The following is a 22,388-nucleotide window of genomic DNA, read 5'->3' as shown; positions in this document are numbered from 1 at the left end:
CTAGATCTCGGGGTATCTTCAACATGTACGCAGTGAGGTGCCGACGGAACAGGGAAGGGTGAGTGGCATGACTGAGGTCGCAACGGCGCGTCGCAGTCGGATCACGCCCGAGCGTGAGACCGAGCTGTACGAGGCCGTGCTCGACCTGCTCCGTGAGGTCGGCTACGACGCCCTCACCATGGACGCCGTCGCCACCCGCACCAAGTCCAGCAAGGCCACCCTCTATCGCCAGTGGGGCGGCAAGGCCGAACTGGTGGCCAAGGCGGTACGGCACCGGAAGCCGGGTGCCGCGATCGACGAGATCGACACCGGGTCGCTCCGCGGCGATCTGCACGCCCTCACGAAGCGCTCGGACGACTGTGAGATGGAGCAGAACTCCGCGCTGATGCGCGCGCTCGCCATGGCGGTCCACGGCAACCCGGACCTCCTGCAGGCGTTCAAGGAGCATCTGATCGAGCCCGAGATGGCCCAGTTCCGCCAAGTGCTGCAACGGGCGGTCGACCGGGGCGAGATCCGCGCGGACAATCCGGCGATCGGATTCCTGATGCACATGATGATCGGTGGATTCGCCGCTCGGACCCTGATCGACGAGCAGCCGCCTACGCAGTCCTTCGTGCTGTCCTACATCGACGCCGTGGTGCTCCCCGCCCTCGGCGCACCCGTCACCTGCTGACACCTCCCCACAACCAGCCCACCTGACGCCTCCGCTCACGTCGTCGGGCCGATCACCCCTGCCACCCACCGGGTTGATCACCCCTGCCCTGAATACCCCACGACCTGACCGGGAGTACGCCCACGTGGCCACGTTCCTCTACAAACTGGGCCGGCTCGCCTTCAGGCGACGGCACTTCGTCGCACTCATATGGGTGGCGCTGCTGACCCTCGCGGGAGTCGGCGCGGCCAGTGCCCCCGCCGCCGGCAACACCTCCTTCTCCATCCCCGGAACCGAGGCCCAGAAGGCCTTCGACCTGCTGGACCAGCGCTTCCCGGGCACCAGCTCCGACGGCGCCACCGCGCGCGTGGTCTTCAAGGCGCCGACCGGCGAGAAGATGACCGACAAGCTCAACAAGGCGACCGTCAAGAAGACCGTCAAGGAACTGTCCGAAGGCTCCGAGGTCGCCTCGGTCGCCGACCCCTACAAGGGCAAGGCCGTCAGCAAGAACGGCACGATCGCGTACGCCTCGGTCACGTACAAGGTCTCCGGCATGGAGCTGGAGGACTCCTCACGGGACGCCCTGAAGGCGGCCGCGCAGGATGCGCGGGACGCCGGGCTGACCGTGGAGGTCGGCGGCGACGCGCTCAGCGCCACGCCCGAGACCGGCTCCAGCGAGGTCATCGGCATCGCGATCGCCGCGGTCGTCCTGGTCATCACGTTCGGCTCGCTGCTCGCGGCCGGGTTCCCGCTGCTCACCGCGATCATCGGCGTCGGTATCGGCGTCTCCACGATCACGGCCCTGGCCAGCGCCCTCGACCTGGGCTCCACCACCTCCACACTGGCCACGATGATCGGCCTCGCGGTCGGTATCGACTACGCCCTGTTCATCGTCTCCCGCTACCGCGCGGAACTCGCCGAGGGCCGCGAACGCGAGGAAGCCGCCGGCCGCGCGGTCGGCACGGCGGGCTCGGCGGTCGTCTTCGCCGGTCTGACGGTCGTGATCGCCTTGGTCGGCCTGTCCGTCGTAAACATCCCGATGCTCACCAAGATGGGTGTGGCCGCCGCGGGCACGGTCGCCATCGCCGTCCTGATCGCCCTCACCCTCATCCCGGCGCTGCTCGGCTTCGCGGGCCGCAAGATCAAGCCCGCCGGTGAGAAGAGCAAGCTGCTCGGCGGCGGCCGCGCCGCGAAGAAGGCCGGCAAGCCCAACATGGGCACCCGCTGGGCCAGCTTCGTCGTACGGCGCCCGGTCGCCGTCCTGCTGCTCGGTGTCGTCGGCCTCGGCGCGGCGGCGGTTCCCGCGGCCTCCCTGCAGCTCGGCCTCGGCGACGACGGCTCCCAGCCGACCTCGACCACCCAGCGCCGCGCCTACGACCTGCTCTCCGACGGCTTCGGCCCCGGCTTCAACGGGCCGCTCATGGTCGTCATCGACGCCAAGGACAGCGCCCACCCGAAGGCCGCGTTCAACAAGGTCGACCACGACATCAAGGGCCTCAAGGACGTCGTCACGGTGACCCCGGCCGCCCCCAACAAGGCCGGCGACACCGCGACCATCACCGTCATCCCGAAGTCCAAGCCGTCCTCGGCCACCACCGAGGACCTGGTCCACGCGATCCGTGACCAGGGCACCGAGATCACCGCCGACACGGACGCCAAGGTCCTGGTCACCGGCTCGACGGCGATGAACATCGACGTCTCGCAGAAGCTCAACGACGCCCTGATCCCCTACCTGGTCCTGGTCGTCGGCCTCGCCTTCCTCCTGCTGATCGTGGTCTTCCGCTCGATCCTGGTCCCGCTGAAGGCAGCCCTCGGCTTCCTGCTCAGCGTGATGGCGGCGCTCGGCGCCGTGGTCGCGGTCTTCCAGTGGGGCTGGCTGTCCGGCCTGCTCGGCGTCGAGGAGACCGGACCGGTCATGTCGATGATGCCGATCTTCATGGTGGGCGTCGTCTTCGGCCTCGCCATGGACTACGAGGTGTTCCTCGTGACCCGGATGCGGGAGGCGTACGTCCACGGCGAGAAGCCGAGCCAGGCCGTCGTCACCGGCTTCAAGCACGGCGCACGGGTCGTCACGGCCGCCGCCGTCATCATGATGGCCGTCTTCTCCGGCTTCATCGGCTCCAGCGAGTCCATGATCAAGATGATCGGCTTCGGCCTCGCGATCGCCGTCTTCTTCGACGCGTTCATCGTCCGCATGGCGATCGTCCCCGCCGTGCTCGCCCTGCTCGGCAAGCGCGCCTGGTGGCTGCCGAAGTGGCTGGACCGCCTGCTGCCCAACGTCGACGTCGAGGGCGAGGGCCTGAAGGCCCTGTCCGACGAGAACGCCGGCCACGACTCCGGCAGGGACGAGGAGGACCGGGAGCTGATACGCGCCTGACGCACAGCTCGTGAAAGACCGCCGGTGAGGGTCCGTGGGGACGGGGCGCCCTCACCGGCCTTTCCGTACCCGATGAACCGGCCGCGGAGGGCGAGCGCCGGCTGGGGCAGCGTCCGGCCGGAAACGGAGCCCGACGCGACGCTGCCGACCGGCACGGCGCCCGGTTTGATCGTGATCTCCATGAGGTTCCCTCCCCGCGTGGTCGTACTCCGTGACCGGCACGGATCACGCGTTAACCATTCGCCGTCACTTCGTCCGCTTGGTTAGCGTGCCCTCCATGACGACGACAGCCGACGCCGACGCCGGGGGCTTCGGAGCCCATCCCCGTTTCGCCGCCGCCCTGGACGAACTGGGGCTGGGGGAGCTGACCTCCCGGATCCGGCGGTTCCCGGACGCGACCCGTACCGCCGCCGAGGCCGCCGCGGCGATCGGGTGCGAACTGAGCGAGATCTGCAAGTCGCTGATCTTCGCGGCCGACGGGGTGCCGGTGCTGGTGCTGATGGACGGCGCCTCCCGCGTCGACGTGGAGCTGGTTCGCAAGGAACTCGGCGCCCAGAAGGTCACCCGGGCCAAGGCGGACGTCGTACGGGAGACGACCGGGTACGCCATCGGCGGTGTGCCGCCGTTCGGGCACCGTACACGCACGCGCGTGCTCGCCGACCGGGCGCTGCTGCGGCACGACGTGGTGTGGGCCGCCGCCGGCAACCCCCATGCCGTCTTCCCGATCGCGCCCGCTGCCCTGGTCGGGCACGCCGGCGCCACCGTCGTGGACGTGCGCGAGCCCTCCGCGTGAGCCCACTGGTCACCGCGGCCGTCCTGTGCGCCGCGGTCACGCACGCCAGTTGGAACGCCATCGCCCACCGGATCACCGACAAACTCGTCGGCTCCTCGCTGATCGCCGCCGGAGGCGTGCTGATCGGGCTGCTGCTGATGCCGTTCGCGGCGGTCCCGGCGGCCGGCGCACGGCCGTATCTGATCGCCTCCGCGGTCGTCCATGTCGCCTACTTCGCGCTGCTGATGCTCTCCTTCCGACTCGGCGACTTCGGACAGGCCTATCCGCTCGCGCGCGGCACCGCACCGCTGCTGGTCACGCTGTTCGCCGCCGTGTTCGTGCACGAGGTCCCCAACGCCCTGGCGGCCGCGGGGATCGCCGTGTCCTGCGCCGGGCTCTTCGGGATCGCGCTGTGGGGGCTGCGCGGCCGCAGACCCGACTGGGCGGCGATCGGGGCCGCCCTCGCCACCGGCGTGTCCATCGCCGCGTACACCGTCCTCGACGGCCTGGGAGTCCGCGCCTCGGGTTCCCCGGTCGGCTACATCGCCTGGCTGATGGCCCTCCAGGGCCTGGCCATCCCGGCGTACGCCCTCTTTCGCAGACGTGGCGAACTGCTCACCGCGGCACGCCCGTTCGCGGCGCTGGGACTGCTGGGCGCCCTGCTGTCCGTCCTCGCCTACGGACTGGTCCTGTGGGCGCAGACGCGCGCCGAACTCGCGCCGGTCGCGGCGCTGCGCGAGTCGTCGATCATCGTCGGGGCGGCCATCGGCGCGGTGTTCTTCAAGGAGCGGTTCGGGACGCCCAGGATCGCGGCGGCCGGTCTCCTGGTCGTCGGTATCGGACTGATGCTGCACGCCGGTTGACGCGCGGCACTTGCCGTTGCCTTGACGAACCGTTCTTCGAACGTTCAACCGAGCGCCTGTATCCGGACTGTGTGTTCTCCGTAAGGTCCCTGCGGATTGCGAATGAAGGGACGCACGGGACTCATGGACACACTCCACGCAGTCCGGGCCCGCGGGATCAGCAAGTGCTTCGGCGATGTCGTCGCACTCGACGGCGTGGACCTGGATGTGACGCAAGGCCAGATCCACGGTCTGGTCGGGCCGAACGGCGCCGGCAAGACGACACTGCTCGGCCTGCTGCTGGGGCTGGCCGTCGCCGACGGCGGCAGGCTGGAGATCCTGGGCACGCCGGTCGAGCGGGCGCTCGCCGCTCCCGACGGTGTCGCCGGGTTCGTGGACGCGCCCGGTCTCTACCCCTCGCTGACCGCCCGGCAGAATCTCGCCGCGCTGGCCGCGCTCCGCGGCCTGGACGCGGGGACGGCGGGCATCGACGACGTGCTCGGCGAGGTCGGGCTCACCGATGTCGCCGACGACAAGACCCGCGGCTTCTCCCTCGGCATGCGCCAGCGGCTCGGGCTCGCCGCCGCCCTGCTCACCAGGCCCCGGCTGCTCGTGCTCGACGAACCGTCCAACGGCCTCGATCCGTCCGGCAAGAGACACGTGCACCGGGTCCTCACCCGGCTCGCCGCCGCCGGAACGGGCGTGGTGCTCTCCAGCCACCGGATGGACGACCTGGAGGCGCTGTGCTCCGAGGTCACCATCCTCGCCACCGGACGCGTCGTCTTCTCCGGCCCGCTGAGCAAGCTGGCCGCCGAGAACCGTGAACTCGACTACCGGCTGCGCGCCTCCGACCCCGAGGCCGCGCGCCGGATCGCCGCGGACACGGCGGGCATCCGCATCGTCGACGACAGCGGCGTACGACAGGACGCCGACGTACTCGTCGTACGCGCGCTGGTGCCCGCCCTCGACGAACTCGTCGCGAAGGTCGTGCGGTCGGACGTCGCGGTGCGCGAACTCGCTCCCGTCGTATCACCGCTGGAGGCCGCGTTCCTCGCCCTCACCGAGCAGGAGGAGACCGGCCGATGACCGTGACCACCATCGCCCAGCGCACGCCCGTCGCCCGCCGTGTCCCGGTGTCGCGCGGCTACCGCTTCGAACTGGTCAAGCTGGTCTCGCAGTGGCGGATTCGGCTGCTGGTCCTCGCCTGCTGGATCGCGCCGGCGCTCTTCGTCGCCGGGGTGAGCCAGCAGAGCACGCTCCCCGCCGACACCCTCTTCGGCCGCTGGATGCAGGCCACGGGGTGGGCCGGACCGCTGGTCATGCTCGGTTTCGCGGGCACCTGGGCGCTGCCGCTGCTGACCTCGGTGGTCGCCGGTGACGTGTTCGCCTCCGAGGACCGCCTGGGCACCTGGCGCCATCTGCTGGTGGCGGTCCGCTCGCCTGCGCGGATCTTCGTGGCGAAGGCACTGGCCAGCCTCACCGTCATCCTGCTGCTGGTGGCCGGGCTGGCCTGTTCCAGCGCGGTCGGCGGTCTGGCGGCGGTCGGCAACCAGCCCCTGGTCGGCCTCGACGGCCACCTGCTGTCGCCCGGGGACGCCGCCGGCCGGGTCCTGCTCGCCTGGGGCGTGGCGCTCGCCCCGACCCTCGCCCTCGCCGCGATCGGGCTCCTCGGCTCGGTCGCCCTCGGGCGCTCCCCGATGGGGCTGCTGCTGCCCCCGATCGTCGCGCTCGCGATGTCGGTCGCCCAGATGCTGCCGCTGCCCGTCGCCGTGCGCCTGGCCCTGCCCACCTACGCCTTCATCTCCTGGAACGGCCTGTTCACCAGTCCGGCCCAGCTCGCCCCGCTCCTGACCGCCGTCGCGGTCAGCCTGGTGTGGGCGGTGCTCGCGACCGCCTTGGCCTACGTGCTGTTCGTACGGCGGGACTTCACCAACCCGGCCTACGACGGCTCCGGCCGCCGCGCGTTCACCCTCGGCGTGCTGCCGCCGGCCGCGCTGATCGCCGTCACCGTCGGGGCGGTGGCCGTGGCCACCCCCTCGACAGGCTCCGGCATCGAACAGGACAAGGTGCAGAAGTCCCTCGCCACGGTCTTCGCGCACCTCTATCGCCTGCAGACGCAGGAACTCCATCGACCCGCCGTCACCGAAAAGCAGTTGGGGGCCACGGCGGCGTGTACCAAGAGCGACGGCCAGGCCGCCCAGGAGGGCGCGGGGAACGACTGGCGTTGCGTGGTGAGCTGGCACCTCCCCGGCGTCTCGGTGACGGGGACGGCGATCTACCAGCTCGACATCACCTCGGACGGGCGGTTCGTGGCCGACGGCGACGGTCCGAAGGAAGTGAACGGCTACTTCCTCGTACGGACGTCGACCGGCGACGCCCCGAATCCGCTCTGGCAGTTCGACGGCAACGTCGACCTGCTTGAAACCCACTGAAGGGAACAGTTCCGTGCAGGTAACCCGCCAGCGTCGGATCAGTGAGAAAAGACAGCTCAACCTCTTCGGCCACCGCGTCGGCCGCCGGGCCATGATGGTGACGGCCGGTATCGCCGTCGCCCTCGGCGTCACGGGCACCGCGGTCGCCTCGACGTACCAGTTCGGCACCCAGCAGGTCGGCCAGAGCACGGCCAACGGCCAGGTGGTCTCCGCCGACCAGTACATCAGGCCCTATGGCAGCCGTACCGTCATCAACGACGGCAAGATCATGTCGTCGACGGTCAGCCCGGACGGCACCCACCTCGCGGCCTCGGTCACCGATGGTGACGCGTCCCTGGTGATCATGGATCTGGCCACCGGGCAGGTCAAGCAGAAGATCGGCACCAACGCGGCGGACTCCCTGCGCATCAGCAGCGGCGCCGTCGGCCAGGAGGGTCCGACGTACTCGCCCGACGGCAAGCAGCTGTGGCTGGGACAGGCGAACGGCTACACCAGGTTCACCGTCAACGCGGACGGCACCCTAGCCAACCCGACGGCCGTCAACATCGCGGCCGACGGCTCCAAGCAGGCGCTCGTGGGCGCGGCCGTGTTCTCCGCCGACGGCTCCACCGTGTACTCCGCGGTCAACGGCCAGAACAAGGTGGTCGCGATAGACGCGGCGACCGGAACCATCAAGCAGACCTGGGCCGTCGGCAACGCCCCGCGCGGTATCGCCCTGGCCGGCGGCAAGCTGTACGTCAGCAACGAGGGCGGTCGCCCGGCCAAGGCCGGCGACACCACCATCAACTCCTACGGCACCGACGTCGTGGCGAACCCGAAGACCGGCGCCAGCACCACCGGCACGGTCAGCGTCATCGACACCGCGGACCCGTCCGCCGCCGTCGGCACCATCGACGTGGGCCTGCACCCGACCGCGGTGTACGCGAGCAAGGGCGCGGTGTTCGTCACCAACACCGCCGACAACAACGTGTCGGTCATCGACAGCCGCAAGGACAAGGTCGTCCAGACGATCTCCACCCAGCCCTGGCCCGAGGCGTCCGTCGGCTACGAGCCCAACGCGGTCACCCTCACCGACGACGGCCGGCTGCTGGTGACGCTCGGCCGCGCCAACGCCGTCGCCGTCTACCGCTACACGTCCCCGCAGATGCCGGCCCGCTACGTCGGCCTGCTTCCCACGGACTACTTCCCGTCGGAGATCGCCACCGTCGGCAAGAAGATCGTCGTCTCCAACACCCGCGGTGTCGACGCCCTGCGCCCCGACGCCGCCGGCCACAACACCCACGACACCACGTCGAGCCTCACCCAGTTCACCCTGCCGAGCGACCAGGTCGTCAGGTCCGAGACGGCCAAGGTGTTCAAGCAGAACGGCTGGACGTCCAACTCGGTCAAGACGGCCAAGGGCAACAGCCACGAGAAGGCCGTTCCGGTCCCCAAGCGGATCGGCGACCCGTCGACGATCAAGCACGTCTTCCTGCTCGTCAAGGAGAACCGCACCTACGACCAGGTCTTCGGCGACCTGCCGCAGGGCAACGGCAACTCCTCGCTCACCCAGTTCGGCGAGAACGTCACGCCCAACCAGCACGCGCTGGCCCAGCAGTTCGGGCTGTACGACAACTTCTACGACATCGGCACCAACTCCGCCGAGGGCCACAACTGGCTGATGCAGTCCGACAACCCGGAGTACACCGAGTCGTCGGCCGGCGAGTACACGCGCAGTTACGACACCGAGAACGACGTCCTCGGCCACCAGAAGACCGGCTTCATCTGGACCGGTGCGCAGGCGGCCGGGAAGTCCGTCAAGGACTTCGGCGAGTTCCAGTCGCTGGAAACCAAGCCGTCCGGCGCGACCTGGCAGAACCTGTACTGCGACAGCAAGAACATGGCCGCGACCGGCGCGCAGACCGCCTACCCCATCAAGACGGGCTCGGCGATCCCCTCCCTCAACGACGTGTCCGTGCAGGGCTTCCCGCTGTTCGACCTCGATGTCCCGGACATCTACAAGGAACAGATCTGGAAGCAGGACTTCGAGAAGAACGGTCCGGCGAACCTGAACATGTTCTGGTTCTCCAACGACCACACCGGTGGCCCGGCGAACGCGGCCGCCGAGGTCGCCGACAACGACCTCGCGGTCGGCCGGATGGTCGACCAGATCACCCACAGCAAGTACTGGAAGGACTCGGCGATCTTCGTCGTCGAGGACGACTCCCAGGCCGGTCTCGACCATGTCGACGGCCATCGTGCCCCGGTCCAGGTCATCAGCCCGTACGCCCAGCACGGCAAGGTCGACGACCACTACTACTCGCAGATCACCATGGTCCGCACCATCGAGCAGATCCTCGGGATCCACCCGATGAACCAGCTCGACAGCGCGGCCACCCCGATGTACGGGGCGTTCACCAAGAAGGCGGACGACACCCCGTTCACGGCGGTCCCCAACCGCACCTCGCTGACCCTCGGCGTGAACCCGCAGCCGACCTGCGGCTCGGACACCCCGGCGGCCCAGGACACCAAGGCGGCGGCCGCGCCGACGTCCGTGTCCGTGCCGGCGGCCGAGAAGGCGGTCGCGGCGCAGTGGCAGAGCTGGGCCTCGCACCAGCGGCTGACCGGCAAGAACGCGGTGCCGGACTACGCCAACCCCACGCAGATGAACCGTTACACCTGGTACCAGACCCACAACTGGACCAAGCCGTACCCCGGCGACAAGAAGATCTACACGCCCGACGACGTACCGGGCGCCTACCTCCCGTCCTCGGAGAACGACGGCTGACCGCACCCTCACGTCGGCACGTGCGGGGCCCGGTCCGGGCCCCGCACGTGCCGTTTCCGGTCCCTGGGCGGACGCCGCGCGCGGGCTGCCGCGCCATGCGCCAAGCTTGCTGCGGAACCGTACGACGACAGGGAGACGTCATGACCGACAAGCCGACCGTGGCCTTGCTGGGCACCGGCATCATGGGCGCCGCGATGGGCCGCAACCTCCTGAAGTCCGGACTCACCGTCCGCGCCTGGAACCGCACCCGCGCCAAGGCCGAACCCCTCGCCGCCGACGGAGCCCAGGTCACCGACACCCCGGCCGAGGCCGTCGAGGGCGCCGATGTCGTCCTGACCATGCTCTACGACGGCACCACCGCCCTGGAGACCATGCGGGAGGCCGCCGGCACGCTGCGCCCCGGTGTCGTCTGGGCGCAGTCGACCACCGCCGGCCTCGACCAGATCCCCGAACTGGCCGCGTTCGCCCGCGAGCACGAACTCGTCTTCTACGACGCCCCGGTCCTCGGCACCCGCCAGCCCGCCGAGGCCGGCCAGCTCACCGTCCTGGCCGCGGGGCCCGAGCAGGGCCGGGAGACGGTCACACCCGTCTTCGACGCCGTCGGCGCCCACACGCTGTGGACCGGCGACGACGGGTCCTCGGCCGCCGCGACCCGGCTCAAGCTGGTCGCCAACAGCTGGGTCCTCGCGGCCACCGCGGCGACCGGCGAGGTCCTGGCCCTGGCCCAGGCCCTCGGCGTCGACCCGCAGAACTTCTTCGACATCATCGCGGGCGGACCGCTCGACATGGGCTACGTGCGGGCCAAGGCCGGGCTGATCCTGGACGGCGGGCTGACCCCGGCGTCCTTCGCGGTGGCCACGGCCGGGAAGGACGCCCGGCTGATCGTCGCCGCCGGTGCGAGCCACGGCGTGCGCCTCGACGTCGCCGAGGCGGCCGCCGAACGCTTCGCCCGCGCCGCCGCCCAGGGCCACGCCGACGAGGACATGGCCGCCGCGTACTTCGCGAGCTTCGACGACGTGTAGCCGTCACCGGGAGCCCGCGTCGACGTGACGGCCCGGCCCATTGAGGAGCACCCTGGAAGCAGCGATTCCGGAGGTGGTCCCCATGATGCAAACCGCTGTGGGATGGCACGTCGAGATGGAGTTCCTGGAGGACGACACGCACACGCGCGCGGTGGCCATGGTGCGCCTGCCCGACGGCACCGAGGTACGAGCGCACGGCCATGCGAGCCGTCATGACTCCGACAGCAATCAGCCCAGAGTCGGCGAGGAGATCGCGGGAGCCCGCGCTTTGAACGAACTGGCCATGCAGTTGCTGACCAAGGCGCACGGCGAGATCGACGCGGACTCCGGACGGCACTCGCACCCGATCAACGTGTGAGGAGCGCGGGCGACGCGGGAGACGGGGGCGTTTTGCGGACACGCAGGCGCGCGCGGCGTGGGTGCGGGGCGCGGGCATGGGCGCGTACGCGGAGCGCTGAGGCGCGTACGCGGGCGATGGGGCGTATACGTGGGCGTTCGGCGCGTACGTGGGCGCTCGCCGCGTGCGGCGGCTACGACAGCGCCGTGCGCACCGCCCGCACCAGCGCCTGCGCCCGTGCGTCCGCCGTCACGCTCTTGCGGAAGCCGTTGGTGACATAGCCGAAGGCGATGCCCGACTCGGGGTCCGCGAAGCCGAGCGCGCCGCCGCGGCCCGGGTGGCCGAACGAGGTGGGGGAGAGCAGCGGGGACGCGCTGCCGTGCAGCATGTAGCCGAGCCCGAAGCGGGTGGAGATGACCAGCACCCGGTCCGGCCCCGCCGACTGCTCGGCGCGGGCCAGCTCCATGGTCTCCGGCGTGAACAGCCGCGTGCCACCGTCGACCGCGCCGATGAGGGAGGCGTAGAAGCGGGCCAGGCCGTCGGCGGTGGCGAACCCGTTGGAGGCGGGCAGGGCGGCCGCGCGGTAGGCGGGGTCGTTCTCGTCCGGAAGCGGGCTGATCGCGCCGAACGCCCGGCGGGTCAGCGATCCGGGGTCGGCGTACGCCTCGGAGACGGCCCGCTTGGGCCGGGTCCGCAGCGCGCCGGCGGTCTCCGGGCCCTCGACGGGCCCGACGCGCCCCACGCGCGCGTGCTCCGTCTGCGGCAGCCCGAGCCACAGCTCGGCGCCGACCGGACCGGCGATCTCCTCCGCGATCCACTCGCCGATCGGCCGCCCGGTCACCCGCCGCACCAGTTCACCGGTCAGCCAGCTGTAGGTCTGTGCGTGATAGCCGTGATCGGTGCCCGGCTCCCACGCCGGCGCCTGCGCCGCCACGGCGGCCGCGCCCAGATCGGGGTCGGCGGCCTCCTCGGGCGTGAGCGGCCGGTCCAGCACCGGCACGCCAGCGCGGTGCGCGAGCAGGTGCCGCACCAGCGTGTGCTCCTTGCCGGCCGCCTTGAACTCCGGCCAGTGGTCACCCACCGGGGCGTCCAGGTCCAGCTCCCCGCGCTGCCGCAGAAGCAGCAGCACCGCGGCGGCGACGCCCTTGGTCGCCGAGCGCACGATCTGGGCGGTGCCGTGCTCCCAGGAAGCCTCGCCGGCACTCCCGTCGAAGTCCCGGGTGCCGCCCCACAGGTCGACGACCCGGTGCCCGTCCCGGTACACGGCGACCGCCGCGCCCCGGTCCCCGAGCAGCTCGAAGTTCTTCGCGAACGCGTCCCTGACCGGCTCGAAGCCCTCGGCCACAGTGCCGTTCACGTCCACGTCCGCCACGTCCTTCCTGATCGCCTGCACCCTCGGGGGCAACGCCCCCGCGGGGCCCGCGATTCCTCGGTACCGAGGACATACGGGCGTGAGCTGCGCCTCAGTGCGGGAGGGCGCGGTCAGCCGAGCACGATCGTCACGTCGATGTTGTCGCGTGTCGCGTTCGAGTACGGGCACACCTCGTGGGCGGCGTCCACCAGCTTCGCCGCGATGTCCGCGTCCAGGACGGGGAGCGAGACACTGAGCGCGACGGCGAGACCGTAGCCGCGCCGCTTGTTGGGGCCGATACCGACCTTCGCGGCGACCGTGGAGCCGGTCAGGTCGTAGCCCGCGCGGTTGCCGACCAGGATCAGCGCGTTGTGGAAGCAGGAGCTGTAGCCCGCCGCGAACAGCTGCTCGGGGTTGGTGCCGTTGCCGTCGCCACCCAGCTCCAAAGGCATCGCGACCTTGAGTTCGATCTGGCCGTCCTGGCTGGTCACGTACCCGTCCCGGCCGCCGTGCGCGGTCGCCTCGGCGACATACATGATCTTCGTCGGACGGCTGTCGACGGTGGCGCCTTCGGTCACGGCGGGACCTCCCCCAGGGCGGAAACGATGGTGGGCAACACGGTGGTGTGCAAGCACATCGTGCACAAGGTACCGACCGGTAGGAAGTCTCTGGATTACCAGGGGGTGGAAACCGTGGGTAACAGGGGGCGGGGGGAGCGGCGGGAAAGAGAGGGCGGGAGGTGGGGCGTGCGATGTCGATGTGTGCGCCGAGCGCGGGCGCCGCTACGCGGGGCGCGAGGCCGCCCCGCTCGCCCGGTCCGCGAGCACCCGCAACTCCTCGCGCAACCGCGCCATGTCCGCGCCGTCGAGCCCCGTCGTCGTGAGCAGGGCGCCGGGTACGCGCGCCGCGCGCTCCCGCAGTTCCTCCGCGCGCCCGGTGCACGCGACGAGCACCGAGCGCTCGTCCCGCTCCGAGCGCTCCCTGCGCACCAGACCCGCCGCCTCCAGCCGCTTCAGCAGCGGCGACATCGTGCCGTAGTCGAGGCGGAGCGCACCGGCCAGTTCCTTCACCGTGGTCTCGCCCCGCTCCCACAGGACGAGCAGCACGAGGTACTGCGGGTAGGTGAGCCCGAGGTCGTCGAGGAGCGGGCGGTAGGCGGCGGTCACGGCGCGCTGCGCGGCGTACAGCGCGAAGCACAGCTGGTCGTCCAGCCGTGGCGACCCCGTGTCCTCTTGATGCGTCACCCGCCCATTGTCACGGACGCGGGGGCGCGCGGGACGGCCGTCACGGAAACGCGTCAGGCGCCCCCGCGTCCGGCCGTCGCGGCGCGCGGGTCGAAGCCGAACGGCAGTTCCAGCCGGTGGGCGCGCATCAGGGCGTCGTCGGAGAGGAGTTCACCGGTGGGGCCGTCGGCGGCGATCGTGCCGTCGCTCAGGATCAGGGAGCGCGGGCACAGCTCCAGGGCGTAGGGCAGGTCGTGGGTGACCATGAGGACCGTGACGTCCAGGGAGCGCAGGATGTCGGCGAGTTCGCGGCGGGAGGCCGGGTCGAGGTTGGAGGAGGGTTCGTCGAGGACGAGGATCTCCGGTTCCATGGCGAGGACGGTGGCGACGGCGACCCGGCGGCGCTGGCCGAAGGAGAGGTGGTGCGGCGGGCGTTCGGCGAAGTCGGCCATGCCGACCCGTTCCAGGGCGGTACGCACGCGTGCTTCGAGTTCGGCGCCCTTGAGGCCGGCCGCCGCCGGACCGAACGCCACGTCCTCGCGCACCGTCGGCATGAACAGCTGGTCGTCCGGGTCCTGGAAGACGATGCCGACCCGGCGCCGGATCTCCGCCATGTGCCGCTTGCCGACCGGCAGTCCGGCCACCGTCACCGTTCCCGTGCCGCCGCTCAGGATGCCGTTGAGGTGCAGTACGAGGGTGGTCTTGCCGGCGCCGTTCGGCCCGAGCAGCGCGACGCGCTCGCCGCGCGTGACGGTGAAGTCCACGCCGAACAGGGCCTGGTGCCCGTCGGGGTAGGCGAAGGCGAGGCCGGAGACCTCCAGGGAGGCGGGAGCGGTAGTCACAGGGCCCATCCCAACACGCAGACGACAAGGGCGGACAAGGGCAGCGCGAGGGCGTGGGACCACTGCGCCCGGGACGCGGTCACCTCGTCGATGACCGGCATCGAACCGGCGTACCCCCGGCTCACCATGGCCAGGTGGACGCGCTCCCCGCGCTCGTAGGAGCGGATGAACAACGCGCCGGCGGACTTCGCGAGCACGCCCCAGTGGCGCACGCCCCGCGCCTCGAAGCCGCGCGACTCCCGCGCGATCCGCATCCGGCGCATCTCGTCGGTGATGACGTCGCCGTAGCGGATCATGAAGGAGGCGATCTGGACGAGGAGCGGGGGGAGTCTGAGCCGCTGGAGCCCGAGGAGCAGTTCGCGCAGCTCCGTGGTGGCCGCCAGGAGGACGGAGGCGGCGACGCCGAGGGTGCCCTTGGCGAGCACGTTCCAGGCGCCCCACAGGCCGTTGACGCTGAGTGAGAGGCCGAGGACGTCGACCCGCTCGCCCTCCGCCACGAACGGCATCAGCACCGCGAAGGCGACGAACGGCACCTCGATCAGCAGCCGGCGCAGCACGAAGGAAGCGGGCACGCGCGCGTGGTACGCGACGCCCGCGAGGAGCACGGCGTACAGGGCGAACGCCCACATCGCCGAACGCGGTGTGGAGACCACGACGACCACGAAGGCGAAGGCGGCGGCGAGCTTGGTGTGCGGGGGGAGCGCGTGCACGGGGGAGTGTGCGTGCCGGTAGAGCCTGTGGGCGTGTCCTGCACCCATGTCAGAGCGCCCGGGACGGTTCTTCGGCGCCCCGGCGCCTGCGCACCGCCCAGAACACCGTGCTGCCCGCGACGACGGTCACACCGACGCCGATGACGCCCGCGAGGCCGCCGGAGAGACGGGCGTCGGAGATGTCGTTGACGCCGTAGTCGGCGAGCGGGGAGTCGGCGGCGGCGTGCTCCTCGGCCTTCACGTCGATGCCCTTGTCGTGGGCGACCTTCTCCAGACCGTCCGGGTTGGCGGAGGCGTAGAAGCTGACGAACCCGGCGAGGACCAGGGAGGTGGCGAGGCCCGTGATCCACAGCGCGCGCCGCGAGGTGCGCGCTGCCACCGGCGCCGCGGGCGCCGGCTGCGACGGGGGCGCGTCCACCAGCACGCCGTTCACGCGCAACTTCAGCCCTTGCCGAAGCTCGCGCGCCCCGTACACCAGGTCCGGGCGTACGGCGATGACGGCGCCGACCGTGAGCGCGGTGATCGCGGCCTCGCCGATGCCGATGAGGACGTGCACACCGATCATGGCCGTGGCCACCTTGCCGATGGACACGTCGGTGGTGCCGCCGATCGCGTAGAGGAGCGTGAAGGCGACGGAGGCGGCCGGGACGGAGAGCAGGGCGGCGACGAAGGAGGCGGCGGTCACCGAACGCCGGGTGCGCGGCAGGACCTTCAGCAGGCCCCGGAAGACGGCGTACGCGACGAGGGTCGTCACGATCGCCATGTCGGTGATGTTCACGCCGAGCGCGGTCAGGCCGCCGTCCGCGAACAGGATGCCCTGCATCAGCAGGACCACGGACACGCACAGGACGCCGGTAAAGGGGCCGACGAGTATCGCGGCCAGCGCTCCGCCCAGGAGATGGCCGCTTGTTCCGGCCGCGACGGGGAAGTTGAGCATCTGTACGGCGAAGATGAACGCCGCCACCAGGCCGGCGAGCGGCGCCGTGCGCTCGTCGAGTTCACGGCGCGCGCCGCGCAGGCTCACGGCGAGGGCGCCGGCCGCGACCACCGCGGTGACCGCCGAGGTGGGGGCGTCGATGAATCCGTCAGGTACATGCACCATTCGATTTTAAGCTGTTGTTGCGAAGCTTTTGCAAGAGCGAGGGAGTCGTATATCGCGCACCGGGACGCAGCACGGAGACACGGCACCGAGACGCAGTACCGAGACGCAGTATCGAGACACGTTCGGGGGTACACCGGGAAGCGCAGGAGATGCGACGGCCTCCGCAAGCGCAATCCGGAATATGTGCGACATTGGAGAAGAAGCGGATGCACAGCTTTCGCAAAGGTAACGGAGCGTAAAGGGCAGTCCGATGTCTGTAGTCGAGCAGTATGCGCGAGCCCACATCGTCACGGACGAGGACGTGCGGGAGGACCCGGGTGCGGTGCCCGTCGTCCTGCGCTACGACCCCGAAGCCGATCCGCGATCGGTGCGCGTCGGCCTGCCCGGGACGGACGAGTGGACGTTCTCGCGCGCGCTGCTGGAGCAGGGACTCAGGGCGCCGGCGGAGAGCGGTGACGTACGGGTGTGGCCGCTGGGGCGAGTGCAAGCCGTGGTGGAGTTCCACTCCGACCACGGCACGTCGGTGGTGCAGTTCGAGTCGAAGGCGCTGCTGCGCTTCCTCAGGCGCACCTACATGAGCACCCCTGTGGCCGGCTAGCGCCGCCTACAGCGACGACCCCAGCTTCAGCAGCGCCGCCACGATCGGCCCGGCCGTGTCGCCGCCGTGGCCGCCCGCCTGGACCACGCCCGCGCCCACCAGATCGCCCTTGTACGCCGTGAACCAGCCGTTGGGCTTCTTCTGCCCGTCGACCTCGGCCGAGCCCGTCTTGGCGCCGTAGTCCGGGCCGAGACCGGCCATCGCCTGGGCGGCCGTACCGTACGCCGCCGTGTACTGCATGACCTCCTTCAGCTCGGACTGGGTCTTCGCGGACATCGTGCGCGAGGCCTTGGCGACGGTCCGGTTGTCGACCGAGGGGGAGACCAGGTACGGCTGGTGGAAGACGCCCGTCTCGACGGTGGACGCCACCGACGCCATGTTCAGCGGGTTCATCCGCACCCCGCCCTGCCCGATCAGCGAGGCGCCCATCTGCGCGCCGCTCTGCACCGGGACCGAGCCGTCGAAGGTCGGCACGCCGATGGCCCAGTTGTTCATGCCGAGGCCGTAGACCTGCTGCGCCTCGGTCGTCAGGTCGCTGTTGGACAGCTTGGGCGCGAAGTTGATGAAGGCGTTGTTGCAGGACGCCCCGAAGGCCAACTTGAACGTGCCCTTCTTGATCTCGGAGTCGTCGTCGTTGTGGAACGTCCACCCGGCCAGCTTGTACGTCTTCGGGCAGGGGTGGGAGGCGTCCGGGGTGATGAGCCCCTTCTCGAACAGCATCGTCGAGGTGACGATCTTCATCGTGGAGCCGGGGGCCAGTGAGCCCTGGAAGGCCACGTTGAAGCCGTGGCTGGAGTTGGCCACGGCGTAGATCTCGCCGGTCGACGGGCGCATCACGACGACCGAGGCGTTCTTCTGCGTGGTGACCTGCTTCTCGGCGGCTGCCTGGAGAGTCGGGCTGAGCGTCGTCTTCACCGTGCCCGGCGTGCCCTTGCTGAGCTCCAGGAGGGTCTTGTCGGACAGCTTCGCCTTCTGGGACGCCTTACCGCGCACCACGCGCAGTTCGACGCCCGCCTTGCCGCCGGCCTTCTTGCCGAACTTGTCCCGCAGCCCGTCCAGGACGGTGCCCAGCGACGGGTACTTGGCGGTGGTGATCTCCCCGCCGTCACGGTCCAGGGCCTTGATGGGCGGAGTGCCGGACTCGCCGGTGGCCAGGGTGTCGCCGTCCGCGAGGTCCGGGTGGACGACCGCGGCATGCCAGTCGACCACCGGCTTGCCGTCGCCGGCGCGCCGCACGACGCTGAACGAGGAGTCGTACGACAGCGGCTTGCTGACGCCCTTGTACGACACCGTCGCCTTCACGGAGAACGGGACCTTGGCGCCGGTGCGCGTGCCCTCGGTGAGCGTGACGTCCTTGACGTGGGCGTTCTTGGCGTAGCCGGTGAGCAGCGTGATGCAGGCCTTGGCGTCGTCCGTGGCGGCGGCGGCCTGTGTGACCTTGCCCTGCTGCCAGGACGTCAGGAAGGTCCGCGCCGTCGTCTGCACCTCGGTCGCCGACAGGGGCCCGGTCTTGACGGGCTTGGCGGCCGACGCCTTCGACGCCGCGTCGGCCGCTCCGCCGCCGTACAGCGCGTAGACGCCGAAGCCGGCGCCGCCGACGACGACGGCGATCATCCCGACGATGACGGCGGGTCTCTTCTTCTTCCGCCGTTCGACGACGCGCCTTCTCTTGCCCACAGCTCAGTTCCTCCGCGCACTTCCCCAGGGCCCCCGCCGCCCCGTAGCCCTCACGCTCCCCAACGACTGCAACAGCCTAGAGTCCCGGCCTGTGGGAGTGACTTCAGCCACCGATCCGTAGCACGCTTGCGACAATAGGACCGGCCGCGTCGATGCCGTGACCGCCGTCCTGGGTCATGGCCGCGGCCGCGACGTCATTGCGGTAACCGGCGAACCAGCTGTTCGACTTGGACTGCCCGTCGACCTCCGCCGAGCCCGTCTTGGCCCCGATGCTGCCGCTCAGCCCGCTCATCACCCCGGCCGCGGTACCGCTGGTGGCGGTGCGGTTCATCATGGAGCGCAGCTGGCCGACCGTGTTGGCCGGCAGGCCCTTGGCGGTGGCCAGGTCACGGCCGTCCAGTTTCTGGGAGACGAGCACCGGCTGCCGGAAGGTTCCCGTCGCCGCCGTCGCCGTCACCGACGCCATGTTCAGCGGGCTCATCTGCACCTGGCCCTGGCCGATGAGGTTGGCCGCGGTGTCCGGGCCGCCGGAGGCGGGGACGCGGCCGTCGAAGCTCGGGATGCCGACCTTCCAGTCGTTGCGCCCGAGCCCGAAGCGGTCCTCGGCCTCCTTGGTGAGCGAGTCGACCTGGACGGAGTCCGCGTACTTCACGAACGCCGTGTTGCACGACCGCGCGAAGCTGTCCGAGAGGGTGGCCTTCAGATCCGGCTGAAGTCCCTTGAGGTTGCTGAAGGTCTGGCTCTGCCAGGTCGCGGTCGGCGGGCAGGGCGCCGGGCCGTTCATCGTGGTGATCCCGGTGTCGATGAGGGTGGCCGCGCTGATGATCTTCATGGTGGAGCCGGGCGCCAGCTCGCCCAGGAAGGCCGCGTTGAAGCCGTCCTCACGGTGGTTGGCGACCGCGAGCACCTCGCCGGTGCTGGGCTTGACGGCCACCACCGACGACTCGGCGTACTTCGTCACCGCCGACTCGGCGGCGGCCTGCACGCGCGCGTCGAGCGTCGTGCGCAGCTTGCCCGCCCTGCCCGCCGCGAGGGTCAGCAGGGTGGTGTCGGCGGATTCCTGGGACGTGTGCTGGATCACCAGTTCCACGCCCGGGGTGCCGCCCGCCTTGTCGCCGTAGCGGCTGCGCAGCTCGTCCAGGATCGGGCCCAGGGACGGGTACTTGTCCTTGCTGAGGGCCGTGCCGTTGCGGTCGACGGCCTCGATCGGCGGGCTCGCCGCCTCGCCGGTGGCCAGCGTGTCGCCACGTCTGAGCTGCGGATGGACCACGGACGGCTGCCAGTCGACGAGTGCGCGGTGCGTGGTCTCGCCGCGCACGACCGTCAACGTGCTCCGGTAGGCGAGTGTCTTCGACTTCCCGTCGTAGGACACCGTCCCCTTCACGCTGAACGGCACGGTGGCTCCGGTCGCCTTGCCGGGCGTGATGTGCACGTCCTTGATGTGCGCGGTGGCGCTGAAGGAGGTGAGTACCGGTTCGGCGTCGGCGGAGTTGTTCGTGTACGACGCCGCGGTCACCGACTCGCCCTTCTCCCAGGCCGTGAAGAACTTCCGCGTGGTGTCCTTGATCTCGTCCGTGGTGGGCGGCCCGGTCCGAACCGCCGGTGTGCCGCCGCCGTCGCCGCGCAACGCCGACAGCACGTTGTAGCCGCCGTACCCGGCTCCGCCCACCATCACGGTGCAGACGCTGCCGACTATGGCCGCCTTGACCCCCTTGCGCATGGTGCGAATCCCCTCCCCGTGCGCTTTCGCCGCATTTTGTGAACGCGTTCAAAAGCTGGCTTTGATGCGCACTGTAGGCGGTTGTGAGGGCCCTGTGTCAGATGTTGACTAATTGTTGTCTGAACAGAGATCAGGGATGTGGCTCACACCCAGGTATCGAGCCACATACGTGAACGCCAGGAATCGATCGGAATCGCCGTGCCGGTGTACAGCGGCCAGAAGTAGATGAAGTTCCAGACGATCAGCAGGACGAGTACGCCCGCACCCGACGCGCCGATCAGCCGGCGGGTGTCGCTGGAGCCCGGCGGGCCGATGATCGAACCGATCATCATCGCCACCGCGAGACACAGGAACGGCACGAAGACGACGGCGTAGAAGAGGAAGATCGTGCGCTCCTGGTACATGAACCAGGGCAGGTACCCGGCCGCGATGCCACAGGCGATGGCGCCCGCCCGCCAGTCACGGCGGAACGCCCACCGCCACAGGATGTACAGGATCGCGAAGCAGGCCGCCCACCACAGCAGCGGCGTGCCGATCGCCAGCACCTCACGGGCGCACTTCTCCCCGGCGTCCGACGGGCAGCCGTCCGCACCGGGGGATGGCGACTCGTAGAAGTACGACACCGGGCGGCCCAGCACCAGCCAGGACCACGGGTTGGACATGTAGGTGTGCGGCGACGAGAGGCCGACGTGGAAGAGGTAGACCTCGTGCTCGTAGTGCCACAGGCTGCGCAGCCAGTCCGGCAGGAACGTCCAGTCGCCGCCCTTGCCGTCGGTGGCCGCCCAGTTGCGGAAGTAGCCGCCGCTGCCGTCGGTCGGGGACAGGATCCAGCCGATCCAGGACGTCAGGTAGACGGCGATCGCCACCGGGACCGTCGCCAGGAACGTGATCCCCGTGTCGTACTTCAGGACCGCCTTGTACGGGTGCCGGGCGCCGGCCACCTTGCGGGCGCCGACGTCCCACAACAGCGCCATCAGGCAGAACGCGGCCAGGATGTAGAGGCCGTTCCACTTGGTGCCGAGCGCCAGGCCCAGCAGCACACCCGCCGCCCAGCGCCAGGGGCGCCAGCCGAAGCGGAAACCGTCGGCCACGCGCGCGTCGGGGCGGATCCGGCCGTCCGCATCGGGAGGCAGCGCGGCCGCGAGTCTCTCCCGTGACCTGTCCCGGTCGATGACCAGGCAGCCGAACGCGGCCAGCACGAAGAACATCAGCACGCCGTCGAGCAGCGAGGTGCGGCTCATCACGAAGTGCAGCCCGTCCACCGCCATCAGGCCGCCCGCCAGGCAGCCCAAGAAGGTGGAGCGGAACATCCGGCGCCCGATCCGGCACAGCAGCAGCACGCTCAGCGTGCCGAGGAGCGCCGTCATGAAGCGCCAGCCGAACGGATTGAAGCCGAAGATCAGCTCCCCGAGCCCGATGACGTACTTGCCGACCGGCGGGTGCACGACGTACGCCGCGTCCGCCGGGACCGTGACATGGCCGTTCGCCTGCAGGATCAGGTCGTTGGCGTTCTTGTCCCAGTTGACCTCGAAACCGCGGTGGACGAGCGCCCACGCGTCTTTCGCGTAGTACGTCTCGTCGAATATCACCGCCTTCGGGCTGCCCAGGTTCCAGAACCGCAGCAGGCCCGCCATCAGCGTCACAAGGAGCGGGCCGCCCCAGCCGGACCAGCGCGTGATCCGCTCGGCGAGCGCCGGGGGCACGCCCAGGCCGAACCACAGCCGGGAGCTGGGCTCGGCGTACGGCGGGACCAGGCGGTCGACGACATCGGCGCCCGCGCCGGCGCCCACAGCGCTTCTCCCGCCGGCGGTGTGCGCCGTGTGCGCCGGGCTCGCCGGGTAGCCGAAGCGGCGCAGCCGCTGCTGCCACGCCGGCTGCTCGTCGAGCGCTGCCTGGCCCTGCCGGGTGTCCGTGGAGGACGCGGTACTGGTCACCGCGCCATCGTAGGGAACCGTTCTGTGTGA

General features: G+C 70.4%; 19 protein-coding genes. 10 read left to right on the top strand and 9 right to left on the bottom strand.

The window, feature by feature from the left end:
- Positions 1–67 precede the first annotated feature (67 nt).
- The 9 genes from AB0D59_RS26825 (at position 68) to AB0D59_RS26785 (ending at position 11,222) form a co-directional block, all read left to right on the top strand.
- Positions 68–673, top strand: a complete 606-nt coding sequence (locus AB0D59_RS26825; RefSeq protein WP_362570190.1) for a TetR/AcrR family transcriptional regulator — start codon at positions 68–70, stop codon at positions 671–673.
- Positions 674–797: 124 nt separating this feature from the next.
- Positions 798–3,029, top strand: coding sequence for an MMPL family transporter (locus AB0D59_RS26820; protein WP_362570188.1), 2,232 nt, complete (start codon positions 798–800; stop codon positions 3,027–3,029).
- 277 nt (positions 3,030–3,306) lie between these two features.
- Positions 3,307–3,822: a YbaK/EbsC family protein gene (locus AB0D59_RS26815; protein ID WP_362570187.1), complete on the top strand. Its 516-nt coding sequence runs from the start codon at positions 3,307–3,309 to the stop codon at positions 3,820–3,822.
- Positions 3,819–4,664: a DMT family transporter gene (locus tag AB0D59_RS26810; RefSeq protein ID WP_362570184.1), complete on the top strand. Its 846-nt coding sequence runs from the start codon at positions 3,819–3,821 to the stop codon at positions 4,662–4,664. The genes AB0D59_RS26815 and AB0D59_RS26810 overlap by 4 nt, the downstream gene beginning before the upstream one ends.
- A gap of 123 nt (positions 4,665–4,787) precedes the next feature.
- Complete coding sequence (locus AB0D59_RS26805; protein WP_362570181.1) at positions 4,788–5,729, top strand: ABC transporter ATP-binding protein; 942 nt, start codon at positions 4,788–4,790, stop codon at positions 5,727–5,729.
- Entirely contained in the window at positions 5,726–7,075 is a 1,350-nt protein-coding gene (locus tag AB0D59_RS26800; RefSeq protein WP_362570178.1) for an ABC transporter permease, read from the top strand. Before AB0D59_RS26805 ends, AB0D59_RS26800 begins: the two co-directional genes overlap by 4 nt.
- A 13-nt stretch (positions 7,076–7,088) precedes the next feature.
- Positions 7,089–9,842 carry an alkaline phosphatase family protein gene (locus AB0D59_RS26795; RefSeq protein ID WP_362570175.1) on the top strand — a complete coding sequence of 918 codons (2,754 nt, stop codon included), beginning with the start codon at positions 7,089–7,091 and terminating at the stop codon, positions 9,840–9,842.
- Positions 9,843–9,982: 140 nt separating this feature from the next.
- On the top strand, positions 9,983–10,864 hold the full coding sequence (locus tag AB0D59_RS26790; protein WP_362570172.1) for an NAD(P)-dependent oxidoreductase: 882 nt from the start codon (positions 9,983–9,985) through the stop codon (positions 10,862–10,864).
- Between the two features lie 82 nt (positions 10,865–10,946).
- Positions 10,947–11,222, top strand: coding sequence for a DUF1876 domain-containing protein (locus AB0D59_RS26785; RefSeq protein WP_351706757.1), 276 nt, complete (start codon positions 10,947–10,949; stop codon positions 11,220–11,222).
- A gap of 172 nt (positions 11,223–11,394) precedes the next feature.
- Here AB0D59_RS26785 and AB0D59_RS26780 read toward each other — a convergent pair whose 3' ends face one another.
- The 6 genes from AB0D59_RS26780 to AB0D59_RS26755 form a co-directional block, all read right to left on the bottom strand.
- Positions 11,395–12,564 (bottom strand): serine hydrolase domain-containing protein, encoded by a 1,170-nt coding sequence (locus tag AB0D59_RS26780; protein WP_362570343.1) that lies wholly within the window; start codon positions 12,562–12,564, stop codon positions 11,395–11,397.
- Positions 12,565–12,683: 119 nt separating this feature from the next.
- Positions 12,684–13,130, bottom strand: coding sequence for an organic hydroperoxide resistance protein (locus AB0D59_RS26775; protein ID WP_362570169.1), 447 nt, complete (start codon positions 13,128–13,130; stop codon positions 12,684–12,686).
- 204 nt (positions 13,131–13,334) lie between these two features.
- Positions 13,335–13,796, bottom strand: a complete 462-nt coding sequence (locus tag AB0D59_RS26770; protein ID WP_362570166.1) for a MarR family transcriptional regulator — start codon at positions 13,794–13,796, stop codon at positions 13,335–13,337.
- Between the two features lie 53 nt (positions 13,797–13,849).
- A complete protein-coding gene (locus AB0D59_RS26765; RefSeq protein ID WP_362570163.1) occupies positions 13,850–14,626 on the bottom strand; it encodes an ABC transporter ATP-binding protein in 777 nt (258 codons plus the stop codon).
- The gene (gene cbiQ, locus AB0D59_RS26760) at positions 14,614–15,375 is read right to left on the bottom strand and encodes a cobalt ECF transporter T component CbiQ (protein ID WP_362570161.1); all 762 of its coding nucleotides are present in this window, start codon (positions 15,373–15,375) and stop codon (positions 14,614–14,616) included. The genes AB0D59_RS26765 and cbiQ overlap by 13 nt, the downstream gene beginning before the upstream one ends.
- A gap of 1 nt (position 15,376) precedes the next feature.
- Positions 15,377–16,426 carry an energy-coupling factor ABC transporter permease gene (locus AB0D59_RS26755; RefSeq protein WP_362570341.1) on the bottom strand — a complete coding sequence of 350 codons (1,050 nt, stop codon included), beginning with the start codon at positions 16,424–16,426 and terminating at the stop codon, positions 15,377–15,379.
- Between the two features lie 253 nt (positions 16,427–16,679).
- On the opposite strand from AB0D59_RS26755, the gene AB0D59_RS26750 reads away from it, so the two are divergent.
- Positions 16,680–17,027: an SsgA family sporulation/cell division regulator gene (locus AB0D59_RS26750; protein WP_362570158.1), complete on the top strand. Its 348-nt coding sequence runs from the start codon at positions 16,680–16,682 to the stop codon at positions 17,025–17,027.
- A gap of 6 nt (positions 17,028–17,033) precedes the next feature.
- On the opposite strand, the gene AB0D59_RS26745 is transcribed toward AB0D59_RS26750, so the two are convergent.
- The 3 genes from AB0D59_RS26745 to AB0D59_RS26735 all read right to left on the bottom strand — a co-directional run bounded on the left by AB0D59_RS26745 (position 17,034) and on the right by AB0D59_RS26735 (position 22,358).
- The gene (locus tag AB0D59_RS26745; RefSeq protein ID WP_362570155.1) at positions 17,034–18,704 is read right to left on the bottom strand and encodes a penicillin-binding transpeptidase domain-containing protein; all 1,671 of its coding nucleotides are present in this window, start codon (positions 18,702–18,704) and stop codon (positions 17,034–17,036) included.
- A gap of 103 nt (positions 18,705–18,807) precedes the next feature.
- A complete protein-coding gene (locus tag AB0D59_RS26740) occupies positions 18,808–20,424 on the bottom strand; it encodes a penicillin-binding transpeptidase domain-containing protein (RefSeq protein ID WP_362570153.1) in 1,617 nt (538 codons plus the stop codon).
- A 143-nt stretch (positions 20,425–20,567) separates the two neighbouring features.
- Positions 20,568–22,358 (bottom strand): phospholipid carrier-dependent glycosyltransferase, encoded by a 1,791-nt coding sequence (locus AB0D59_RS26735; RefSeq protein ID WP_362570150.1) that lies wholly within the window; start codon positions 22,356–22,358, stop codon positions 20,568–20,570.
- Positions 22,359–22,388: the final 30 nt, after the last annotated feature.

The organism is Streptomyces sp. NPDC048417 (genome assembly GCF_040651615.1).
GTDB lineage: Bacteria > Actinomycetota > Actinomycetes > Streptomycetales > Streptomycetaceae > Streptomyces.
Note: the sequence above shows the minus strand (reverse complement) of the source record. Positions and strands in the feature narration are given on the sequence as shown.

Bases quoted from the DNA above. Each gene is read 5' to 3' on its own strand.
- AB0D59_RS26800 (WP_362570178.1), top strand. From the start codon at position 5,726: ATGACCGTGACCACCATCGCCCAGCGCACGCCCGTCGCCCGCCGTGTC.
- AB0D59_RS26825 (WP_362570190.1), top strand. From the start codon at position 68: ATGACTGAGGTCGCAACGGCGCGTCGCAGTCGGATCACGCCCGAGCGT.
- AB0D59_RS26815 (WP_362570187.1), top strand. From the start codon at position 3,307: ATGACGACGACAGCCGACGCCGACGCCGGGGGCTTCGGAGCCCATCCC.
- AB0D59_RS26740 (WP_362570153.1), bottom strand. From the start codon at position 20,424: ATGCGCAAGGGGGTCAAGGCGGCCATAGTCGGCAGCGTCTGCACCGTG.
- AB0D59_RS26790 (WP_362570172.1), top strand. From the start codon at position 9,983: ATGACCGACAAGCCGACCGTGGCCTTGCTGGGCACCGGCATCATGGGC.
- cbiQ (WP_362570161.1), bottom strand. From the start codon at position 15,375: ATGGGTGCAGGACACGCCCACAGGCTCTACCGGCACGCACACTCCCCC.
- AB0D59_RS26765 (WP_362570163.1), bottom strand. From the start codon at position 14,626: ATGGGCCCTGTGACTACCGCTCCCGCCTCCCTGGAGGTCTCCGGCCTC.
- AB0D59_RS26785 (WP_351706757.1), top strand. From the start codon at position 10,947: ATGATGCAAACCGCTGTGGGATGGCACGTCGAGATGGAGTTCCTGGAG.
- AB0D59_RS26750 (WP_362570158.1), top strand. From the start codon at position 16,680: ATGTCTGTAGTCGAGCAGTATGCGCGAGCCCACATCGTCACGGACGAG.
- AB0D59_RS26805 (WP_362570181.1), top strand. From the start codon at position 4,788: ATGGACACACTCCACGCAGTCCGGGCCCGCGGGATCAGCAAGTGCTTC.